This window comes from Algoriphagus marincola DSM 16067 (assembly GCF_000429405.1).
GTDB classification, from domain to species: Bacteria; Bacteroidota; Bacteroidia; order Cytophagales; family Cyclobacteriaceae; genus Algoriphagus; species Algoriphagus marincola.
The window spans coordinates 379,396-397,539 of sequence record NZ_AUBU01000001.1 but is presented as its reverse complement, the minus strand read 5'-3'; the positions used below and the strand labels follow the sequence as shown (position 1 = coordinate 397,539).

17 protein-coding genes are annotated in these 18,144 nt (G+C 41.7%); 12 read left to right on the top strand and 5 right to left on the bottom strand.

Annotation, left to right across the window (positions count from 1 at the left end; all coding sequences use genetic code 11):
• Positions 1 to 146: 146 nt before the first annotated feature.
• From G457_RS0101860 to G457_RS0101850, 3 genes are all read right to left on the bottom strand, one after another.
• Positions 147 to 2,069 carry an OmpA family protein gene (locus tag G457_RS0101860; RefSeq protein ID WP_026944960.1) on the bottom strand — a complete coding sequence of 641 codons (1,923 nt, stop codon included), beginning with the start codon at positions 2,067 to 2,069 and terminating at the stop codon, positions 147 to 149.
• Positions 2,070 to 2,073: 4 nt separating this feature from the next.
• Complete coding sequence (locus G457_RS0101855; protein WP_026944959.1) at positions 2,074 to 2,700, bottom strand: 7-carboxy-7-deazaguanine synthase QueE; 627 nt, start codon at positions 2,698 to 2,700, stop codon at positions 2,074 to 2,076.
• A 149-nt stretch (positions 2,701 to 2,849) separates the two neighbouring features.
• Positions 2,850 to 4,436: an amidohydrolase gene (locus tag G457_RS0101850; protein ID WP_026944958.1), complete on the bottom strand. Its 1,587-nt coding sequence runs from the start codon at positions 4,434 to 4,436 to the stop codon at positions 2,850 to 2,852.
• Positions 4,437 to 4,607: 171 nt separating this feature from the next.
• Here G457_RS0101850 and G457_RS0101845 point away from each other — a divergent pair, with 171 nt between their 5' ends.
• The 4 genes from G457_RS0101845 (at position 4,608) to G457_RS0101830 (ending at position 9,279) form a co-directional block, all read left to right on the top strand.
• Complete coding sequence (locus tag G457_RS0101845) at positions 4,608 to 7,535, top strand: leucine--tRNA ligase (protein ID WP_026944957.1); 2,928 nt, start codon at positions 4,608 to 4,610, stop codon at positions 7,533 to 7,535.
• Positions 7,536 to 7,617: 82 nt separating this feature from the next.
• The gene (locus tag G457_RS0101840; protein ID WP_026944956.1) at positions 7,618 to 7,926 is read left to right on the top strand and encodes a nucleotidyltransferase family protein; all 309 of its coding nucleotides are present in this window, start codon (positions 7,618 to 7,620) and stop codon (positions 7,924 to 7,926) included.
• Positions 7,910 to 8,251, top strand: a complete 342-nt coding sequence (locus G457_RS0101835) for a HepT-like ribonuclease domain-containing protein (protein ID WP_026944955.1) — start codon at positions 7,910 to 7,912, stop codon at positions 8,249 to 8,251. Before G457_RS0101840 ends, G457_RS0101835 begins: the two co-directional genes overlap by 17 nt.
• Entirely contained in the window at positions 8,248 to 9,279 is a 1,032-nt protein-coding gene (locus tag G457_RS0101830; protein ID WP_026944954.1) for a glycosyltransferase family 4 protein, read from the top strand. Before G457_RS0101835 ends, G457_RS0101830 begins: the two co-directional genes overlap by 4 nt.
• On the opposite strand, the gene G457_RS0101825 is transcribed toward G457_RS0101830, so the two are convergent.
• Positions 9,272 to 9,910 (bottom strand): Crp/Fnr family transcriptional regulator, encoded by a 639-nt coding sequence (locus G457_RS0101825; protein WP_035482935.1) that lies wholly within the window; start codon positions 9,908 to 9,910, stop codon positions 9,272 to 9,274. The genes G457_RS0101830 and G457_RS0101825 overlap by 8 nt on opposite strands.
• 99 nt (positions 9,911 to 10,009) lie before the next feature.
• Here G457_RS0101825 and G457_RS0101820 point away from each other — a divergent pair, with 99 nt between their 5' ends.
• The 6 genes from G457_RS0101820 to G457_RS0101795 all read left to right on the top strand — a co-directional run bounded on the left by G457_RS0101820 (position 10,010) and on the right by G457_RS0101795 (position 14,566).
• Positions 10,010 to 10,210 (top strand): hypothetical protein, encoded by a 201-nt coding sequence (locus G457_RS0101820; protein ID WP_134200772.1) that lies wholly within the window; start codon positions 10,010 to 10,012, stop codon positions 10,208 to 10,210.
• Complete coding sequence (locus tag G457_RS0101815; protein WP_026944951.1) at positions 10,207 to 11,598, top strand: cytochrome ubiquinol oxidase subunit I; 1,392 nt, start codon at positions 10,207 to 10,209, stop codon at positions 11,596 to 11,598. Before G457_RS0101820 ends, G457_RS0101815 begins: the two co-directional genes overlap by 4 nt.
• Positions 11,599 to 11,600: 2 nt before the next feature.
• Positions 11,601 to 12,677, top strand: coding sequence for a cytochrome d ubiquinol oxidase subunit II (cydB, locus tag G457_RS0101810; RefSeq protein WP_026944950.1), 1,077 nt, complete (start codon positions 11,601 to 11,603; stop codon positions 12,675 to 12,677).
• 77 nt (positions 12,678 to 12,754) lie between these two features.
• Positions 12,755 to 13,366 (top strand): DUF2202 domain-containing protein, encoded by a 612-nt coding sequence (locus G457_RS20865; RefSeq protein ID WP_035482931.1) that lies wholly within the window; start codon positions 12,755 to 12,757, stop codon positions 13,364 to 13,366.
• Positions 13,367 to 13,369: 3 nt separating this feature from the next.
• Positions 13,370 to 13,837: a c-type cytochrome gene (locus G457_RS0101800; RefSeq protein ID WP_026944949.1), complete on the top strand. Its 468-nt coding sequence runs from the start codon at positions 13,370 to 13,372 to the stop codon at positions 13,835 to 13,837.
• Between the two features lie 69 nt (positions 13,838 to 13,906).
• Complete coding sequence (locus G457_RS0101795; protein ID WP_026944948.1) at positions 13,907 to 14,566, top strand: peroxiredoxin; 660 nt, start codon at positions 13,907 to 13,909, stop codon at positions 14,564 to 14,566.
• Between the two features lie 385 nt (positions 14,567 to 14,951).
• Here the strand turns inward: G457_RS0101795 and G457_RS0101790 are convergent, their stop codons facing one another.
• A complete protein-coding gene (locus tag G457_RS0101790; protein WP_026944947.1) occupies positions 14,952 to 15,869 on the bottom strand; it encodes an AraC family transcriptional regulator in 918 nt (305 codons plus the stop codon).
• A 176-nt stretch (positions 15,870 to 16,045) separates the two neighbouring features.
• On the opposite strand from G457_RS0101790, the gene G457_RS0101785 reads away from it, so the two are divergent.
• Both G457_RS0101785 and G457_RS0101780 read left to right on the top strand, forming a co-directional pair.
• A complete protein-coding gene (locus tag G457_RS0101785) occupies positions 16,046 to 17,572 on the top strand; it encodes an aldehyde dehydrogenase family protein (RefSeq protein WP_026944946.1) in 1,527 nt (508 codons plus the stop codon).
• Positions 17,573 to 17,651: 79 nt separating this feature from the next.
• Positions 17,652 to 18,053, top strand: coding sequence for a DUF779 domain-containing protein (locus G457_RS0101780; protein WP_026944945.1), 402 nt, complete (start codon positions 17,652 to 17,654; stop codon positions 18,051 to 18,053).
• The last annotated feature ends 91 nt before the right edge of the window (positions 18,054 to 18,144 follow it).

Here is an 18,144-nt window from a genome sequence, read left to right as displayed (position 1 = left end):
ATAAAATATTGGTAATTATATCTTTTTACTCATGTTTTTATACACTTTTATAAAACTTTTAAAAATGTATTTTAATACTCTAAAAATGTAAAATAGGTTTTTTTATTTATTACAAAATAAAATTCTAGGAACAGCTCGTAAGAAAACTATAGAATCCGTATGGTAATCCTACGGTTTAGTGCCTGATTTTTTGAATTGGTATTTGGAACCATCGGCTCACGGTCACCTTTTCCCTCTACCATCGCCCTTCCTGACAATACACCATGCTCTACAAGATAATCTCGAACACTCTCTGCCCTTTGCAAACTTAGCTTCTGATTATATGCGGAGCTTCCGACATTATCCGTGTGCCCCGTGATCATAATATTCACATTAGGGTTCTCATCTAAAAACTTTACCAATCGACGCAATGAACTCAAAGATTCGGGTTTGAGATCAAATTTATCGAAGTCAAAAAATATGTTTTCGAAAACAAACTCTTCTCCTGATTGGACCGGTGTGAGGGAAATTTCCATATCCTCTACATTCTGAAGACTATCTCGCTGCACATTATATATTTTGGGCAAATAGCCCTTTTTTTCAACATAAAGACCTGAAATAGACTTCTCAGGATATAGCATCATGAATTCCCCGGTTTTTCCATCAGCGCGAAACTCATAAAGCGTACTGTCATTAGTCAAGGAGACCAAAGACAAAGTCGCATCGATAGGCTCGCCGGTTTTGGAATTAAAGACTTTTCCGCCCGTTACGGTGAGATTATCACCCAGATAAATCTCTTTTGGGAAATTAAAGCGGTAAAGCAATGCCCTGTCATTATCACTTTCTTTTGAAGTCAACTCTGTAAAGTAGGCATAGTCTTTCTGAGCCGTAATAAACAAGGCAACTTGCTCCAATTGATCGTTGATGGGTAAACCAAGATTTTCTGGCTCTGAAAATTCTCCATCCTTTACTCTCGAAAGAAAAATATCCATCCCTCCAAATCCTTGATGGCCATTGGATGCAAAGAATAGGATCTCATTATTAAAAAACATAAAAGGCGATATCTCATCTTTAGGGGTATTAATCACATCCCCTAGATTTTTGGCCTCCGACCAAGAACCATCGCTCATTCTTACCGAGTACCAAATATCATTTCCTCCAAAGCCTCCTCTCCTATTCGAAGAAAAAAACAAGACCCGGCCATCAGCCGAAAGGGAAGGTTGAGAGTCCCAGGATCGGGAATTGACATTTTTACCCATGTTTTGAGGACGCTGCCATCGATCATTGACTTTGTAGGCCACATATAAATCACAGCTTCCCTGAGAGTCTGGCGCATCACAGGAAGTGTAAATCAATATATTTCCATCGGCAGTGACCGAGCAAGTCCCTTCATTGAAGCCTGAGTTGATATTATCTGAAATTCCTACTGGTAGGGACCACTCTCCACTTTCATCCAAAAAAGAGGTAAAAATATCTTCCTTGTCAAAATTGCCAGTTCCGTCTCGCTTGGTAAATAAAATTTGCATCCCATCGGCAGTGAGCACAGGGAAATATTGCAGCTTAAACCGATTCAACGGATCTGAAAGCATCTCTTTGCCAATGGACATTTCTTTCCCGAGTTGCCCTTTGAGAAATTCCATCTGGGCCTTTATTTCCTTGTAGTACATATGAGACCGGAATGCATCATCCAAAAGGGGATCAATCTCTGTGAATTGATCGTAGGCTTTTTGAAACTCACCTTTCTTCAAATAAATGTTTGAATAGACCCAACCGATATCGGCAGCATGCTTTGGTTTGGCGTTTTTCCCAGAAAGCCTACTCTTACCCCTAGCTGCTGTTTCTTCGGCAAGATCTATATCTCCTAGTGTAATATAGAGTTGAGAAAGCTTGACATAAGCCTCCAAAAAAGATCCTTCCCGATTGATGGCATCCTGAAAGCGAGCTACGGCTTCTGAGTACTTTCGCTCAGTGATCAATTGCTCTCCCTCTTTGTAAAACTTAATCGCTCTTCCGTCAATGATTGAAAACTCCTGACCAAAGGCAGTAGCATTAATCATAAACATTGCAAAAAGGATAAGAAGAGGGCGCATGGACTTAAGGAATGTCCATAAATTTATGGGTTTGCAGCGAAATATTCCAAGTTGGATGATTTTTCACATAGTTTATGATCTCAGGAGTGAATTTTTCGGCCTTACTCCACTCGGGTTGAAGACGCAGTTCACAATCCTTTCTGACCAATTCTGCGTGTTTCTCTGCGAAAGCAAAATCACTTGGATGAAAAACAACCACCTTCAGTTCATCCGCTTCAATGTAGATCGAGGGATGAGGTTTTTTGAATTTTTTTGGTGAAAAACAAACCCAGTCAAAATCTCCTGAATAGGGATGAGCTCCAGATGTTTCGATATTAGTAGTGAACCCTTTTTCCTTTAAAAGTTTGGTCAAAGGATTCAGATTGTACATCAAAGGTTCACCACCTGTGACGACCACCAGTCGTCCAGGGAATGCGCAAGCTCCATCTACGATTTTTTCTATGGACAAAACCGGCCATTTTCCAGCTTCCCAGGATTCTTTGACATCACACCAAACGCAACCCACGTCACAGCCTCCTAGTCGGATAAAATAAGCGGGGTGTCCAGTGAATTTACCTTCTCCTTGTATAGTATAAAACGCCTCCATGACTGGAAGCTGCAGCCCTTCGGCTATGAGTTCTTGGGTAGTCATTGTGAATTTTTGGTAAAGCGGGTGATTCCACCGCTGAATGAAGGTGCAAAGGTAGGATGAAAGTTGAAAGGTTGCAAAGTAGAAAAGTTGGAAGGTTGAGCTGCCTAACCTTGCGACTTTTAACCTTTCCACTTTACAACTTTTTCACATTACTTTTTAATCGTCGGATACGTCACACCTAGCTGCTCCAAATAGGAATCATACTTCGTCTCGTCGTAATAGAATTTTTCAAGCTGAGGACGGAACTGCTTCATAATCCCCTCATTCAAATAAATAGGAGGTGCATCATCAGCTGTAATCATAGGTTTATAAGTTTCCTCCTTAGTCTGTACATTATTAAAATAATCCCATGCCTGATCAACTAGTTCGGGCTGAAGCAAAAAGTCCAAAATGGTCATTGCCTCGGCTTTGGCACCGGCAGTTACCCCTTTATGGGCAATCGGGGTGGCCATAGCAATTGCATTCGCCCAGTGGTGGCCGGGAAGTCCTGGAATGTTGGATGGAAACCTCAAAGTTACCGTAGGCACCACCCAAGATACATCCCCAATATCATCCGAACCCCCACTTCTTATTTCTTTAGACGGTTTCCCTAATTCACTTAATTCGGTTGCAAGCCCACTTTCTTCCGAACCCATTTCCTTTTGAACTGCTTTGGCTAGAGTTTGATCCTTTTCATCCCATTCGGGGAGGCCTACTTTTTGAATATTTTCATACATCGCCTCAGCTATCACTTTATTAAAGTGTCGCGGCCAAGCGGTTCCTAGCACTTTATAGCTCATTTCAGTTTCGGTCATCAAGGCTGCACCCTTTGCGATATTAGTCGCCTGCTCATACATTTCCATGATACCGTCGTACTTCACATCTCGGAAATAGTACCAGATTGAGGCTTTGGAAGGAACCACATTGGGCTGATCACCTCCGTCGGTGATGACAGAGTGTGAGCGCTTAAGTGGATGGAGATGCTCTCTTTTATAATTCCATCCGATATTCATCAGTTCCACAGCATCAGCTGCTGATCTGCCTCTCCAGGGCGCTCCTGCTCCATGTGCTGCTTCGCCTTCGAAACTATATTCTACCGAAATCAAGCCAGTTCCATTCGCCTGACCCCAACTTACCCCGAGGTTATTGGCCACATGGGTAAAAATACAGAGATCTACTCCATCAAAGAGACCATCTCTCGTGTACCAAGCTTTCGCCGCTACCAACTCTTCGGCGATACCTGGCCAAAGGATTAGGGTTCCACCTATATTTTCCCGCTCCATGATTTGCTTGACAGCCAGAGCTGCTGTGATATTCAAGGGAATTCCGGCATTGTGACCTTCTCCATGACCGGGTGCACCCTCAACCATAGGCTTGTGATAGGCTACTCCGGGATATTGTGATGCTTTTGGGATATTATCCACATCGGAGCCCAAGGCAATCACCGGGCCTTCTCCATTGGACCAAGTTGCCCACCAAGCTGTGGGGATTCCCGATATTCCAGTTTCAATGGTAAAGCCATTTTGCTCCAAAATTCCCGTTAAGTATTTGGAGGATTCTACTTCCTGAAAGCCCAGTTCTGCAAAGGAAAAGATCTTGTCCACCATCACTTGACTTTGTTTGTGATTGGCTTCTACGATTTGTGCCGCTTCTTCTTTGAGTGCTTGGATTTTTTTGGGTGAGAATTTTTGCTGTGCTAGGCTTCCCAAACTACTCCCTAGTAGCATGAGGAACCCGATTCCGATTGATTTTCGCATGTGTGTTGGTGGTTGATTTTTTGGAATTTACAGAAAAGCATAAAAACTAAGACAAAAAATTGACCAATGGGAAAATATGAGTATTCAGAGGTTTTGGAAATTTGCCTACCAAAGCCGCCTTATTTTTCTATTTTTGCAGGCGTTTAGCTAAAATTTCAAGAAAACATAATCATGGCGGATTACAAGTTCAGGGATATCGAGCAAAAGTGGCAAGGATACTGGAAAAAAAAGGGAACCTTCAAAGCAGAGGTGGACCCTAATCGTCCTAAGTTTTATTCTCTGGACATGTTTCCTTATCCATCCGGTGCAGGTTTGCACGTTGGCCATCCACTCGGATATATTGCTTCTGACATTGTCTCCAGGTTTAAAATGCTCAAAGGATTCAATGTCCTTCACCCAATGGGTTACGATTCCTTTGGATTGCCCGCAGAGCAATATGCCATTCAGACTGGACAGCATCCCGCTATCACTACTGAGCAAAACATCGCCCGCTACACAGAGCAGCTAAAGAATATCGGCTTTGCCTTCGATTGGGATCGGGAAGTCCGTACTTCTGACCCATCTTATTATAAATGGACACAGTGGATTTTCATGCAGCTTTTTAATAGCTATTATGATTTGGATGCAGACAAAGCAGTTTCCATTGATTCCTTGGTTTCCCGATTTGAAAAAGAAGGTAATGCTTCAGTAAAAGCTGTCTGCGATGAGGAAACACCATCTTTTAGCAGCTCGGACTGGAATGGCTTTTCGGAAAAAGAAAAGCAGGAAATGCTCCTCAGGTATCGATTGACTTTCCTAGCTGAAACGACCGTCAATTGGTGTCCTGCCTTGGGAACTGTCCTTTCTAATGACGAGGTGAAGGATGGCTTTTCGGAAAGAGGTGGACATCCTGTAGAGCGAAAGAAAATGATGCAGTGGTCCATGCGAATCACTGCTTATGCTGATAGATTGTTGAAAGGCTTGGACAAAGTAGACTGGTCCGAACCGATCAAAGAAATGCAAAGAAACTGGATCGGGAAGTCCATTGGTGCAGAAATGGTCTTTCAGGTCAAAGATTCGGATAAAAAAATAAAGGTTTTCACCACCCGTGTGGATACGATTTATGGGGTCACCTATTTGGCTTTGGCACCGGAATCTGATCTGGCTGCTGAACTTATCACGGAGGATCAGCGGGAAACTGCAGAAGCTTATATCGAGGTCGCCAAAAACCGCTCAGAGCGTGAGCGCATGAGTGATGTCAAAACCATTTCCGGAGCTTTTACAGGTTCCTATGCCATCAATCCATTCAACAGTGAAGAAATCCAAATTTGGGTAGCAGATTATGTTTTGGCGGGTTATGGAACTGGTGCCGTAATGGCCGTACCTGCACATGATGAGCGGGACTACAACTTTGCGAAGCATTTCGGATTGGAAATCCGCCAGGTCATCGAAGGCTCGATGGAAAACGGTTCTTTCCCCGGCAAAGGAGGATTGATCATTAATTCAGGCTTTCTTTCAGGACTCTATATGAAAGAAGCCATGGAAAAAGCCATTGAGTTTTTGGAAGAAAAAGGAATTGGAAAAGGTAAGATTCAGTACCGAATGCGGGATGCAATTTTCACTCGTCAGCGATACTGGGGCGAACCATTACCGGTTTATTTCAAGGATGGCTTGCCTTATTTGATTGAGGAGAAAGACTTGCCTTTGGTACTTCCTGAGGTAGATAAATATTTGCCTACCGAGGATGGTGAGCCACCACTTGGTAGAGCTAAAGACTGGACCTACAAAACGGCTGACGGAGAATATCCTTTGGAACTATCCACCATGCCAGGTTGGGCAGGTTCCAGCTGGTATTTCTTCCGCTACATGGATCCGAAAAATGAGGAAGTTTTCGCAGATAAAGCCAAAACTGACTACTGGGGAGCCGTGGATCTATATATCGGAGGTTCCGAACATGCTACAGGACACTTGCTCTATTCCCGATTCTGGACCAAGTTTTTGTATGATATCGGAGTAGTGAGCATCGATGAGCCTTTCCAAAAGATGATCAACCAAGGGATGATTCAGGGAAGGTCCAATTTTGTGTATCGAGTTTTCCCTAAAATAATTGTCCACACAGATGATGAAAATATTGAGATTAAATGGCCTCAAGTTTTTATTTCAAAGGGTAAAAGGGATAAAGTAATTCACCAAACTATATCAGAAGAAGAAAAAGCGGAAATTCTAGATTTGGTGAATTCAACTTTTAAAAAGTTTAATTCTGAAATAGAATTCGAACCATTAAAAATTATCCAGGTTTCAGAAATTCATGTAGATGTAAACATCGTTTACAATGATCAGCTTGACTTAGATAAATTCAAAGCTTGGAGACCGGATTTGGCTGATGCAAAATTTATCCTAGAGGACGGTAAATACATCTGCGGAGCCGAAGTAGAAAAAATGTCTAAATCCAAGTACAACGTCGTCAATCCGGACGACATCATCGAGCGCTATGGGGCTGACACCCTAAGACTTTATGAGATGTTCTTGGGTCCTTTGGAGCAATTCAAACCCTGGAATACAAATGGAATTGATGGGGTATTTAAGTTTTTGAGAAAACTTTGGAACCTCCACCATGATGGCAATGGAGAATTTGCTGTTTCCGATGAAAAAGCGACTAAAGAGGAGCTAAAAGCCCTTCACAAAGCCATCAAAAAGATGGAAGAAGACATGGAGAATTACTCCTTCAACACCTCTGTGTCCAGCTTTATGATTTGCGTCAATGAGTTGACCTCTTTGAAATGCAACAAACGGGAAGTTCTAGAGCCATTGGCGATTTTGATTTCTCCATATGCACCTCATATCGCCGAGGAACTTTGGTCTTTGCTGGGGCATTCAGGCTCGATCACCACTACGAGATTCCCTGAGTTCAAGGAAGAGTATCTTGTTGAAAGCAATTTTGAATATCCGGTCATGATCAATGGTAAGATGCGTTCGAAAATTTCACTTCCTCTAGATCTAGGAAAGGATGAGATCGAAAATGCAGCATTGGCTGACTCCAACGTTCAAAAATGGCTAGAAGGCAAAGCGCCTAAGAAGGTGATAGTGGTTCCAGGAAAGATTGTAAACTTGGTGGTTTAAAACTAGATCAAGTAAATCAAGGGCTCAATTTTAAGAAGTTGAGCCTTTTTTAGTTTAATGGGAATAAGACTATCTTTGATTTATGAACATACTTGAGGTAAATCGTGAAGCAATAAACTCCCTTTGTGAAAAGCACAAAGTAGCAAAGCTTTATGCCTTCGGTTCGGTGCTTTCCAGTGCATTTAATGAAGAAAGTGATGTGGATTTTTTGGTGGAATTCCATATTCAAAATATTGATAGGTATGTAACCAATTTTTTCACCCTTAAAGAGGGACTGGAAACACTTTTTAATAGAGAAGTTGACCTTATAGAATACAGGTCAGTTAGCAACCCTTACTTTAAAGAAGAAATCGACGAAACCAAATCTCTTTTGTATGAGTCGAAAAATTAAAAAATACCTTTTTGATATTTTGATCTGTATTGATGAAATCGAATCCTTTTTTGATGGAAAAGAAATCACAATCGAACACCTAAATGGAGATCGGAAAACGCTCAGGGCAGTTGAGCGAAATCTTGAAATAATTGGGGAAGCGACTAAAAGATTGATCAAACTCGATCCAAAGATCCCAATCTCTGAAGCAAATGAGATAATTGGGGCTAGAAACTATATTGCTCATGAATATGAGTCCGTTTCGTATATAATAATTACCAGAACTATTAGGGATCATTTTCCTCTTTTGAAAGAAGAAGTCAAAAAACTATTGGAGGAAAAATGATCCTCTATACCTTCCCCGTCCGCACAGCATTTATCGACCGTGACCTGGAAATGATCCAACCGGTGGCTGAGATCAAGCCTTTGGAGTTTACCCAAAGCCCAATCAAACTTCCTTTCTACTTTATTCTCCAGTTTTTCCAACTACTTTGGTTTTTGCCCCACACCAGTCAATACCTCTGTTTCTTTGGAGGATATCATAGTGTATTGCCAGTTTGGTTTGGGAAAGTATTTGGAAAAAAATGCACCATCCAAGCCGGAGGCACAGACTGCATCAATATGCCCGAAATCGGCTATGGAAACTTCCGGAAGAAATGGCTACGGAATGCTACCGTTTACTCTTTTAAGAATTGCTCCCTGATATTACCTGTCGCTGAGGCTTTAGTGAAGCAGGACTATTTCTACGATTCGAGAATCTCCTCCAAACAGGGGCTTTTAAATTTAATCCCTGATTTGACCACTCCAATTGAAGTCATTCCCAATGGCTTTGATACCGATTTTTGGAAAGATTTGGGCAAAGCCCGGAAGTCTTTCAGCTTTATTTCTGTCGCCACTGGAACATCAAATCCCTCAAGAGCAATTGTCAAAGGCTATGATTTAATTGAGAAATTAGCCAGCATTCATCCCAATTGGACCTTCACTTTGGTAGGTGACTCCGAATACTTCTCACTTAATCCAAACGTACAGGTTTTGGAAAAAATGCATCCAAAAGAACTTCTGGAACTCTACAACTCCCACCAGTTCTACCTCCAGCTCTCGACTTCCGAAGGCTTCCCAAATGCCCTTGGAGAAGCTATGGCTTGCGGCTGCATTCCGATTGGTTCGGCAGTTGGTGCGATTCCGGAGATTATAGGGGATGCGGGAGTGGTATTGATAAAAAAAGATTTGACCTTGCTTGAAAGTCAAATTCTTAAACTTTCGGCTCAGGATTTGACTCTAATTTCCGGTAAAGCTATTCAACGAATTGCTAAGCATTTCAACTTTGAAAAAAGAAAAAAGGCCCTTTTAAAGGCCTTGGATTTGGTCAGCTGATCAGTTGTATCTGATTTCGATTCACCTTCACTACTCCCCGCTGCTCCAGTTTTTTGAGCAAACGAGTAATGACCTCTCTGCTGGAGTTCAGCTCCTGTGCAATTTGCTGATGGGTTTTGTGAATGGAGTTGCTTTGGCTGGCTTCGGCATTTTTCTCCAAGTACTCGATTAATCGCTCATCCATGCGATGAAAAGCAATCCCGTCCACCACTTTCAGTAACTCTTCAAATCGATCCTGATAGGTATCCATCACAAAATAGTACCACGACTTGTACTTTGGCATCCACTCGTCGAGCTTAGAGATAGGTACAGAAATAACGGTAGTCTCTTCTTCTGGAATAGCCTTTATTTTTGAATAGCCTTCACGAGCGGAACAGATCATGGTAATGGCACAAGCCTCTCCCGGGCCGAGGTAGTACATAAATAATTCATGATCATCCTCATCTTCGCGAAATACCTTGACCTGACCTGAAACGATCAAAGGAATAACCTCCACTTTTTGGCCAATATCCATCATCAAATCATCGGCAGGAAGTACCAGCAAGTCCGCACAGTCGAGAATTTCCTCTTTCAATTCCGGCTCAAAATCCTTAAAACAGAAGTTCAAATAATTACCGATCTCCTTCTTCATAAACGAAATTTTTTGTTAATTGAAAAGGTGACATCAATCACCTTTTTGTATTTTACGAAAGGTACTTTTGAGAAAGTTTTCTTCAAAACGAATTGGAAAATGATTAAATCCAAAGCTCAGCAACTTTTTATCCTCGGTCTAGGACTTATGTTACTTTTCCGAATCATTTCAAAAATACCTCCATTCGAAGGTGAAATTGCAGGCTTTGATGGAGGTAAACTTTTAAAAATCATTGTCGGACTCGTATTTATCGTGACGACTTTTCTCATTTACAAGAAATCTAAAAAACAAGTATCATGACCTGGGATGTAGAGACGCTTTCGCGGATACAGTTTGCTTTCACCATCATGTTCCATTATATCTTCCCACCTTTCAGTATTGGTCTGGGACTGCTATTGGTGATATATGAATCGCTTTACTTAATCACCAAAAAGAAGATCTATGAAAAAATCACGCGATTTTGGATCAAGATTTTTGCAGCTAATTTTTCGGTAGGGGTAGCATCCGGAATCGTGATGGAATTTGAGTTTGGCACCAATTGGTCTACCTATTCTAGATTTGTCGGGGATATTTTCGGTTCGCCATTGGCTGCTGAGGGGATTTTTGCCTTTTTCTTAGAGTCAGGCTTCTTGGCTATTCTACTTTTTGGTTGGAACCGGGTAAAGCCGGGAATGCACCTCTTTGCTACCATCATGGTGGCTCTAGGTAGTATGTTATCCGGCTTCTGGATCGTAGTTGCCAATAGCTGGCAACAAACACCTGTAGCTTATGAAATCGTCGTGGATTATGGAATTCGGCGAGCAGTGATTACGGATTTCTGGGAAATGGTCTTCAATCCTTCTGCCATGGTACGTTTTACGCATGTGATCTTGGGAGCTTGGATTCAGGGAGCCTTTTTGGTTTTGAGTGTCTCCGCTTACTACCTGATCAAAAATAAATACGTTGAATTTGCCAAAAAGTCCTTCGCTATTGCACTGGGGCTTGCAGCCATTGCCTCTTTGGCACAGCCATTTGTTGGCCACGAACACGCCAAAATCGTCAATGAATGGCAACCTGCGAAGCTCGCCGCCTTTGAAGGACTTTACGAAACCCAATCAAATGCTCCGCTTTATCTGATAGGCTGGACTGATCCCGAAACTCGTGAGACCTCAGGAATTGCTATTCCTGGAATGCTAAGTTTCTTGATTCATGGAGATTTTGAGGGGGAAGTCAAAGGCTTGGAAGAATTTCCCGAAGAAGACTGGCCTGCAGTAAACGGAGTTTTCCAGAGTTACCACTTAATGGTAGCATTAGGGATGCTATTTATCGCTGCGACCTTACTGAGTTTGTTCCTGCTTTGGAAGAAAAAGCTCTTTACGCCTAGTTGGTCCTGGCTGATCAAACTTTACATTCCTGCCGTAGCACTCCCGGTATTGGCCAATCAGTTGGGTTGGGTCTCAGCTGAACGTGGTCGCCAACCGTGGATTGTGCAAGGGCTGCTGAGGACAAGTGAAGGAGTCTCCAAATCTATTTCCGCACCGGAAGTCATGATATCATTAATTCTTTTCGTCCTAGTTTACATTCTCTTATTCTTTGTTTGGCTCTACGTCTTAGACAGGGAGATCAAGCATGGCCCAGACCACGTGGCAACAGTAGAAGCTGGCTACAAAAAGAAATCAGAACGAATGGACGCTCTAAAACCTCATTGATCATGGATTACAATATTGTTTGGTACATACTTGTTGGCGTACTGTTAATCGGTTATGCGATTTTGGATGGATTCGATCTGGGCGTTGGTATTCTTCACTTGCGAAGCAAAGGAGACTACAACCGTCGAATTATGATGAATGCCATCGGCCCAGTTTGGGATGGAAATGAAGTTTGGCTGATCACTGCAGGAGGGGCTTTGTTTGCTGCCTTCCCAAATGTATATGCGACTGCATTTTCGGGTTTTTATCTGCCCTTTATGTTATTGCTCATTGCCTTGATTTTTCGGGCCGTTTCCATCGAGTTTCGCTCTAAAGAAGAAAATCCCCGCTGGCGAAATTTCTGGGATTGGGGATTCAGCCTTGGATCTATTGTAGCAGCATTACTTTTCGGAATAGCCATCGGCAATGTGGTGATTGGCTTTCCGATAGGAAGTGATATGGAGTATCAGGGTAATTTCTTTGACCTACTCAATCCCTACTCCCTGATGGCAGGTTTTTTCTCCCTGTCTATGTTTGCACTGCACGGAGGCATCTACCTAAATATGAAAACCGAAGGAGATTTGCAGAAGCAAATCCAAGGCTGGATCAAAGTCAACTATTGGATTTTTGTGGTGTTTTACCTGGTTTTTTCAGGATTTACACTTTACCTCAAGCCGGAGATGATCGCCAATTTTTCTTTTGGACAAATAGAGCTTCCGGGCAACAAACATGAGTTGGTAGAAAATCATCAGACCTTAATCTCTGTTTTTGCTTGGACCATTGTACTTTTGAATATTCTTGCCATCATGAATATCCCACGGATGATGGCCAAAGGTCGTGAGGGATGGGCCTTTATTTCTTCTGGTAGCATGATTGCAGCGATCGTGATGCTTTTTGCTCTTGGAATTTTCCCTAATCTAATGGTGTCCAATCTAGACCCTGCATTTAATCTGGACATTTACAATGCTGCATCCTCGGGGTACACACTCAAGACCATGGCTATTTTGGCAGCTTTTGGGCTTCCTTTTGTCGCCTCCTACACTATTATTATTTATTGGACTTATCGGGGGAAAGTGAAGCTGGATGAGAGCAGCTATTGAATCAGTCTAGGTGAGAAATATCACTGATTTTAGCTGAGGATATAGCGAATTTTCATTCACCTTAAAAAAAAGAGGAAATGAAAAAGCTACTCTACGCCCTTGGTTTTTTGATCCTGCCAATTGTAGGATGCCAAGAAGAAATAAATCCTGCCGTTAAAACAAGTCTTTCTGAAGCCGAATTATCTGATCTTCTCTTTACTCGGGAGGAAGAAAAACTGGCCCACGATGTATATACTTATGCATTTGAAAAGTATGGAGTTTCGATTTTCCAAAATATATCCAGAAGCGAGACCCAGCATATCAATTCCGTCCTCCAAGTAATGGGAGCTTATCAGCTGTCAGACCCTTTGGATGGAAGCATCTCACTTGGAGAGTTCACCAACACCTCACTTCAAAATCTTTATTCTGAGCTTACATCCAAAGTTGATATTTCACTGGAGGAGGCTACTAAAGTCGGACTTTTGATAGAGGATATGGATATTTTGGACCTGCAACTTGCTATTGCATCTACTCAAAAGCCAGAGTTGATTCAACTTTACGAAAAGCTCAAATGCGGTTCAGAAAATCACATGCGAGCCTTCTATAATCAAGCCACTACTCTAGGAGTAACCTACAACCCCAGCTATATCACCATAGAAGAATTTGATCGCATTGTAAACTCTAGCAACACCACTTGTCAACCCAACTAATTTATGATCTCTATACTATTTCTTCTACAATTACTGGTCAATACCCCAGAAGTACCGGCCAATTATTTAGAGTTCCGCAGCTCTCCTATTGACATTCGAGAAGAGTTAATATCGGATGAAGGCTTGGTTTTACTTCAAAAACACTGTTATGCCTGCCATAATCCCAAGTCAAAGTCTCATGATGAAATAATAGCTCCTCCACTTTGGGGAATGAAAAAACATTACTTAGAAGCATATCCAGAAAAAGCTGCTTTTGAAAAAGCAATGATAGAATTCATCCAAAATCCAACTGAGGAGAAGGCATTGATGAAAGGACCAATCAAGCGTTTTGGATTGATGCCAAAACCCGCAGTGTCCAATGAAGACCTACAAAAAATAGTGAGCTATATCTACGCTAACGAAATCGAAAATCCTGCATGGCACATAGAAAAAGACAATCAGAAAAAAAATAAATCAGGCGGCTTGAGGTGACCAAGGTCACGTCCTGAGAGGAAGGAGTGAGTTAGATTTGTTCTATCAAATAACAAAAACGATTTAATAATGGATACAGAAAATCAAATTCCAACTATGCCGAGAATAGGAGATTTAGCTCCTGATTTTGAAGCGATGACCACTACCGGAAAAATGAAGTTTTCCGAATATATCAAAGACAGCTGGACCATTCTATTCTCTCACCCAGCGGATTTTACGCCGGTTTGTACTACTGAAATGAGTGGATTTGCATTGGACCAAAAATTCTTTGATGAGCATCAGACCAAATTGGTGGGATTGAGTATTGATTCCATCCACGCCCACATTGCGTGGGTGAATAATGTAAAAAAGAATACCGGCGTCCTTTTCGAGTTTCCGATCATCGCAGATATCGACATGAGTGTTTCGAAGCTATACGGTATGCTTCAGCCTGGTGAGAGCGAGACTGCTGCAGTTCGTGCAGTCTTCTTTATCGATCCTGCCGGAAAGATCAGGTTGATCATGTACTATCCACTCAATGTGGGAAGAAATATGGATGAGATCAAAAGAGCATTGATTGCTTTGCAAACGGCCGACAAGCATAAAGTTGCGCTTCCATTGAACTGGACCCCTGGAGAAAAAGCAATCGTCCCTCCACCAAAGACTGTAGCTGAAATGCAAGAGCGAGAAGCGAGTGACTATGAAATGGTAGATTTTTATTTAGCTAAGAAAAATCTGCCAAAAGACTAAGATTTTTTGGATTAAAGGGTTAATTGATGATAAAACCTCTCTGAGCTTTCGGAGAGGTTTTTTTGGTTTTGGGAATTAATAGCTTCAGAAATTAAAATAATATTCATGATGTATTTATACACCTATATTTATTATTTCTGCAAAATATTTTAAAAAATGAGTAGAATTTTAAACCAGTATTTATAAATCAAACAAAATAAAATACAATATTCAGTAAAAAAGAAAGCCTGTTTCTAAAAACAGGCTTCTTTCATGGGTCTATTGTTGATTAAGTAAAACCAAATAAACTTCGGCGATTGGGCAATAAGACTAAATTTTGAATCACCAAAATTTCTTAAACATACAAAAATTGCTGACAAATAACCAAATACAGGAGAAAATATAATCACTGTTTTTGAAAAGATTTCGGAGTGGTACCGTATTCTTGCTTAAACGCTCGAATGAAATACCCGATAGAATTGAATCCAGACATGACTGCTACTTCTTTCACCTGAAATCCCCCAATCTGCAAATAGTATCGTGCTAGCTTGAGCCTTTCAGAAAGGATGAATTCCACGGGGGTCTGTCCAAGTTCTTGCTTAAAGGTCCGTACAAAATGTGCTTTACTCATACAGGCTTGGGAAGCCAATTGCTCCAGCGTGAGATTCTCTCTAATATTTTTTTTGATAAAATCCACGACATGTGCTAGCCTGTTTCCAGATGAAAGCTCCTTGTAAGTCTTTTGAAGCATTTCACGGGCTTGCGTTTGATTTAATCGAATCAAAAGCTCTTTGAGTGCAAGGGAGGCGATTAAATCCTTTTCTTTCGATCGCTCTTTTACTCCAATTTTGATGAAACGATTGATTATTTCAGAGAGATCTTGTGTATTAATCAAATGGAAATAACTCAGGTCCAAGCCCCATTCTTGAGACAACACCTTATCCGGCAAGCGCTCATTCAGCATATTGAAGGTGTTTTCTATCATCTCCTTGGAAATTGATAAAGCAATACACTGAGTGGGATTATCCCATTGTGCTTCAGGAAAATCAATCTTCATCACTTCATTGGGAGGAACTATCACAGACTCCCCTGGCAAATAATCAAATCGAGGCCGGTCAAATAAATGCATAACCTTCTTGCCTTTCAGCATGGTAGTCAAGACCAAATCCCCAAAAACAAGATTGACATCGGAAGCTTCCTGATGCGTTTCAAAAATATTTAGCTCGCAACTGTCGAGTGTATAGGTAGTTCGATTTTCAACCAGAGTCTTAAGATCTCTTGGATTTCTCCAAGGGACACCGGCAATGAAGTTATTTTGGGACATTCGGTAATTTTCTAATAATCAATAAATTAAAAAAAAATATTAACATATAATGACAAATGAAATTTCTTTTTTATTTCAAAATATCAATATAAGTGCATGATGTGATCATTCTGTGCAATTTTTTATTTTGAATAAATAAGAATTTTGAGAATAAACCAAAAATAACCTTTTAACAAATGGAAAATCTGACATTATCACAGGCTCAGCCTGTAGAAAGACCTCAACTGAAAGAAAAATACGACCACTTCATAGGAGGCAAGTGGGTAGCCCCGAGCTCAGGAGAATATTTCGACAATATTTCTCCTATAGATGGAAAGCCAATTGCAAAAGCAGCCCGAGGAAATAAGCAGGATATAGACATGGCTCTCGATGCAGCGCACGCAGCATTTCCCTCTTGGTCCAAAACCTCTCCTACTGAGCGATCAAGAATCCTGAACAAGATCGCTGACGTCATCGAGGAAAATCTCGAAATGCTAGCAAGAATCGAAACCATGGACAATGGTAAGGCACTACGAGAAACAAGAGCTGCCGATCTTCCACTTTGTGTGGATCACTTCAGATATTTTGCCGGTGTCATCCGTGCTGATGAAAGCACTATCTCAGAACATGATGAACATACTGTAAGCATCGCCCTCCATGAGCCACTTGGCGTAGTAGGACAAATCATTCCATGGAACTTCCCGCTTCTGATGGCTACCTGGAAAATCGCACCGGCACTAGCTGCAGGCTGTTGCACTGTGGTAAAGCCAGCTGAGCAAACCCCAACAAGCATCATGGTATTGATGGAATTGATAGGAGACATTTTACCTGCAGGTGTACTAAACGTAGTTTCTGGGTTTGGACCGGAAGCTGGAAAGCCTTTAGCGACCTCTCCAAGAGTAGCTAAAGTAGCCTTCACCGGAGAGACCACCACGGGTAGACTGATCATGCAATATGCTTCTGAAAACTTGATTCCAGTCACCATGGAACTGGGAGGAAAATCTCCAAATATCTTCATGAAGTCAATCGCCGATGCCGATGATGATTTCTTTGACAAGTGTGTGGAAGGTGCTGTGATGTTTGCGCTCAACCAAGGTGAAGTTTGTACCTGCCCTTCTCGAATTTTGGTTCATGAAGACATCTATGACGTATTCATGGAGCGAGTCATTGCTCGTACCAAGGCTATCAAAATGGGACATCCTTTGGCCGAAGACACCATGATGGGTGCTCAGGCCTCCAACGATCAGTATGAAAAGATTCTTTCTTATATCGAAATCGGGAAACAAGAAGGAGCATCAGTCCTCACTGGAGGGGCCAAAGCAGGATTGAATTCCGGTTTGGAAACTGGCTATTACATTCAACCAACTATCCTTAAGGGACACAACAAGATGCGTGTCTTCCAAGAGGAAATATTTGGACCGGTCACTTGTGTGACTACGTTCAAAACTACCGAAGAGGCAATTGAAATCGCCAATGACACCATGTACGGACTAGGTGCCGGCCTTTGGTCTAGAGATGCTCATGAGCTTTATCAAGTACCTCGTGCCATCAAGGCCGGACGAGTTTGGGTCAATTGCTACCACGCCTATCCAGCGCATGCGCCGTTTGGAGGGTATAAAAAATCAGGATTTGGACGTGAAAACCATGCGATGATGCTCAATCATTATCGCCAGACCAAAAACATGTTAATCTCCTACAGCAAGCAGAAATTAGGATTCTTCTAGAATTAACGATTTCTATGATTCAAAGGCGGGGAGAACTTTTCCCCGCCTTTATTTGCTTTTAACCTAAACCCAAAAAACCATGCCTCAAACCAAAAGAATCTTGATCACTGATTCGGCGAAAGAAACCATCGATACCTTACGAAAGCGATTTGGCAATGAATTGATGTTCCACCAAAGCGGAGGTTGCTGTGATGGCTCTTCTCCCATGTGCTTCGAAAAGGGAGACTTTAAGGTAGGTTCTCAAGATGTTTGGATGGGGAAAGTCTATGGATGTGACTTTTTTATGTCAGCCGATCAGTTTGAGTACTGGAAACACACCCAATTAACTTTAGACATTACTCCAGGTCGAGGCAGTAGTTTCTCGATCGAAATTCCCATGGGAATCCGATTCATCATTCGGTCCAGGATATTCACCATGGAAGAGCTTGAAAACCTGGAACCTATCCTAACTGGAGAAGAGTATTTGGAACAGGAGGCTTGATAAGCCTGCATGGTTTCAGACCTTTAAGGCTCTCCATGAAATACGATTCTCGCAGATACTCGAACAAAGCTCTTTTTTCTAAATTTCCTGA

Excerpts from the sequence above, each read along its gene's own strand:
- G457_RS0101860 (WP_026944960.1), bottom strand. The coding sequence starts at position 2,069 with ATGCGCCCTCTTCTTATCCTTTTTGCAATGTTTATGATTAATGCTACT.
- G457_RS0101855 (WP_026944959.1), bottom strand. The coding sequence starts at position 2,700 with ATGACTACCCAAGAACTCATAGCCGAAGGGCTGCAGCTTCCAGTCATG.
- G457_RS0101850 (WP_026944958.1), bottom strand. The coding sequence starts at position 4,436 with ATGCGAAAATCAATCGGAATCGGGTTCCTCATGCTACTAGGGAGTAGT.
- G457_RS0101845 (WP_026944957.1), top strand. The coding sequence starts at position 4,608 with ATGGCGGATTACAAGTTCAGGGATATCGAGCAAAAGTGGCAAGGATAC.
- G457_RS0101840 (WP_026944956.1), top strand. The coding sequence starts at position 7,618 with ATGAACATACTTGAGGTAAATCGTGAAGCAATAAACTCCCTTTGTGAA.
- G457_RS0101835 (WP_026944955.1), top strand. The coding sequence starts at position 7,910 with ATGAGTCGAAAAATTAAAAAATACCTTTTTGATATTTTGATCTGTATT.
- G457_RS0101830 (WP_026944954.1), top strand. The coding sequence starts at position 8,248 with ATGATCCTCTATACCTTCCCCGTCCGCACAGCATTTATCGACCGTGAC.
- G457_RS0101825 (WP_035482935.1), bottom strand. The coding sequence starts at position 9,910 with ATGAAGAAGGAGATCGGTAATTATTTGAACTTCTGTTTTAAGGATTTT.
- G457_RS0101820 (WP_134200772.1), top strand. The coding sequence starts at position 10,010 with ATGATTAAATCCAAAGCTCAGCAACTTTTTATCCTCGGTCTAGGACTT.
- G457_RS0101815 (WP_026944951.1), top strand. The coding sequence starts at position 10,207 with ATGACCTGGGATGTAGAGACGCTTTCGCGGATACAGTTTGCTTTCACC.
- cydB (WP_026944950.1), top strand. The coding sequence starts at position 11,601 with ATGGATTACAATATTGTTTGGTACATACTTGTTGGCGTACTGTTAATC.
- G457_RS20865 (WP_035482931.1), top strand. The coding sequence starts at position 12,755 with ATGAAAAAGCTACTCTACGCCCTTGGTTTTTTGATCCTGCCAATTGTA.
- G457_RS0101800 (WP_026944949.1), top strand. The coding sequence starts at position 13,370 with ATGATCTCTATACTATTTCTTCTACAATTACTGGTCAATACCCCAGAA.
- G457_RS0101795 (WP_026944948.1), top strand. The coding sequence starts at position 13,907 with ATGGATACAGAAAATCAAATTCCAACTATGCCGAGAATAGGAGATTTA.
- G457_RS0101790 (WP_026944947.1), bottom strand. The coding sequence starts at position 15,869 with ATGTCCCAAAATAACTTCATTGCCGGTGTCCCTTGGAGAAATCCAAGA.
- G457_RS0101785 (WP_026944946.1), top strand. The coding sequence starts at position 16,046 with ATGGAAAATCTGACATTATCACAGGCTCAGCCTGTAGAAAGACCTCAA.
- G457_RS0101780 (WP_026944945.1), top strand. The coding sequence starts at position 17,652 with ATGCCTCAAACCAAAAGAATCTTGATCACTGATTCGGCGAAAGAAACC.